This window comes from Cupriavidus sp. 05T313 (assembly GCF_056396665.1).
The window spans coordinates 1-2,637 of the sequence record NZ_JBFTLX010000483.1 but is presented as its reverse complement, the minus strand read 5'-3'; the positions used below and the strand labels follow the sequence as shown (position 1 = coordinate 2,637).

Here is a 2,637-nt window from a genome sequence, read left to right as displayed (position 1 = left end):
CTCCTTAAGGAGTTCAGTAGTCGAACCGGTCTCTCCAAAATAGATAATTGGTCGGTCCGATCCCAAATAGGAATACGCTTTCAACGGAACCGTTCCCGAAGGCTCTCGCTCCCCTGGTGGCATTAGGAGCAGAAGCAAATCCGCATCTCGCATCAAACTCGCAGCCCCTTCTTGGCTCAAGAGACCGTGATGTACCCAGTTCTCGTAAGTCGATGCGCAATCCCAGTTCCCGGGACCTGCTGTGTGAATTTCCCACTGTTTGCTCATACCAGCGGCATCAATGGAAGCCACGATCCTGCCAATGGCATCTGCCGCAAAGCCATCGTACGCTGACCCAGAATAGATCAGTCGACGACTGCCCTTATTGATATTTTCCTGAGCTCGAACGACTTCTCGGCTTGAAGCAACATCACTTGAATCAAATCCGTTCGTTATGCAGGAAATCTTTCCTGCACTGTCCCCATGTCGAGAGGCAAACCGTTGCTTCACAATGTCCGTATTCACTATAACTGCGGCCGCCTCTCGTAAAACGGACCGCTCTATTCGATACGCACTTTTTTTATGAACCGGAGTTCTCCAATTTATCCTATGGTTTGTGACAAAATCATCCCTGAAATCTGCAACAAATGGGATATTAAACTTAGACGTGATGTAAGGCCCAGCCAACTGCAAGCCGTGAGGCGGACTACTCAAATATACAACTTCAGAATTCGATATTATCTCAATCACGCGATAATTCCGCATCGCCTTACGAACCCACCGAGCTCCGATGTCAGGTATGGCTACTGCCCTGACAAAAATCTTGTCTAAAAACCCACGAGTTTCATGATCCACGTCGGATATCAAAACAATCTCGATCCCCTGATCAGCACAATATTCTTTARAACCATCATCAACAAAAGCGCAAACAACTTTTACCTGGACTCCTGACTCCGAAAAATACCTAATAAATTTCCTTGTTCGATAGGATCCGGCCAGGGATTTTTCTCGCAAATCATATGCAAAAATTGTAATATTCATCGCCGTTTATATTACATTAAATTATTTATAATAACCCGGACAAAAAATGCCCTATCGACCCACATTAACGGGACCCACAAACTCCGCTCTCGCCCTTCCCCCTGGCAACGGTCTATTTTGCATAATGTACAACCTCCCTCTCCTAAGGAATATTTTTCCACCCAAAAACAGAAGAAGGACAATAACCATATATTGATTTCCTGGCATCGTCCCCAATCTAAAATAGAAAACACCAGATGTCATAAATTGGAAATAGAATGACAGCGCTATTAGGAACGTAACCGGATGATATTTTTTATTATTAAAAAATATCAAACCAAATAAAAATGCGGTAAAAACAGACAGAGTAACCAGCGATGTCCATCCGTACATTGCGTAATAGTCCTTTAAGAATGTGCCAAAGGACCATTCATATGGTACATACCTGACCACATCCGGAACCTTGCCAAAAAGAATGCTCGAAATTAGTGGCAACCGCAAATCAAGACCATAAAACGTAACCTGGGAGGCGATTGTCTCGGCAAACACATATGGCAGTGCAAAAAATATGGCCCCATCACGTGCCGAAAAACAAATACTCGAGACGAAATACAATGCACCTCCAGCCAGCATTGAAATTTTGTAATAAAATCCCATTCTCTTTACAATTGCCATGTAGAACATGACTATAAATATCACGTAGAAACTTGATATCCCAACCGCCAGTGTTGTAAGGTAGCTGACCGGCAAAACGCTCACACTCTCCACATTTAGCCCGTCTCTAACTGTCTTGGCTCCCATCGACATAGCCAATACAGCATATGGAAGTTGATAAGCGAGTGAAAACCAGATTCCAATACTTGCGATGATGTAGGTCAATCTTAAAGATCTCCCTGCTCTCAGTGAGATACCCGTCAACCTGTATCCCCTTAGGAAATAGATTGGCATCAGTACCAGGATCGAGAAAAACGTGTATGCAAAGTAATAGTAATATTTGTGTGCGGAAAAATCGAAAGTAGGCATTACCTCTTCGCCCACGAAATATGAAGATATCCCGCTAATAATGTAGATCAGCACAACCAACATCAAGGGATTTCCGCTTCTCTTAAAACGGAGTTGGCCAAGAGGTTGGTGACAAACCACAAAAGCAAAAATCAGCAGCGCAATTATGTGAATATGTTGCATAGAACTTCATTATTTGAGAGTCACCTGGTCGAATCGCGGCAGCCGCCCCCAACTGCTTGACACCACTGTCACTGCGATCCTGGTCGACCGATCTTCTTAATTAGAACGGCCGGAACACCGCCGATAATTACGTTTCCCTCCGGAAAACTCTTTGTTACAACAGATCCGGCCCCAACAATGGTATTGTGGCCGAGCTCCACGCCCGGCAAAATTATTGAGTTCATTCCAAGCCAGCACGCGGAGCCAATTTTCACATCACGGCCTTCTGTATGTTCGTCTAGCGCATCAATTCGATGATTYGCCGTAATAATTCCGACATTTGGCGCAATATAGCATCCCTTTCCCAAATAAATCTKTCCGGAAAAGTTTTGAAAATAGGTTCCGGACGACTGAAATATATTCAGATCATCCGGATGAAATTCAATATTCTTCGCATTTGATATACGACAACCA

3 protein-coding genes are annotated in these 2,637 nt (G+C 44.0%); all 3 read right to left on the bottom strand.

Features of this window, described 5'->3' with window-relative positions; all coding sequences use genetic code 11:
* Window positions 1-1,020 (bottom strand): glycosyltransferase (locus AC1DKD_RS41070; RefSeq protein WP_477144728.1); only part of this gene is annotated, 1,020 nt, incomplete at its 3' end.
* A 51-nt stretch (window positions 1,021-1,071) separates the two neighbouring features.
* The gene (locus AC1DKD_RS41065; RefSeq protein ID WP_477144727.1) at window positions 1,072-2,085 is read right to left on the bottom strand and encodes a hypothetical protein; all 1,014 of its coding nucleotides are present in this window, start codon (window positions 2,083-2,085) and stop codon (window positions 1,072-1,074) included.
* A 167-nt stretch (window positions 2,086-2,252) separates the two neighbouring features.
* The coding region (locus AC1DKD_RS41060) for an acyltransferase (protein WP_477144726.1) at window positions 2,253-2,637 on the bottom strand (385 nt) is incomplete at its 5' end.

Bases quoted from the DNA above. Each gene is read 5' to 3' on its own strand.
- AC1DKD_RS41065 (WP_477144727.1), bottom strand. From the start codon at position 2,085: ATGTTGGTTGTGCTGATCTACATTATTAGCGGGATATCTTCATATTTC.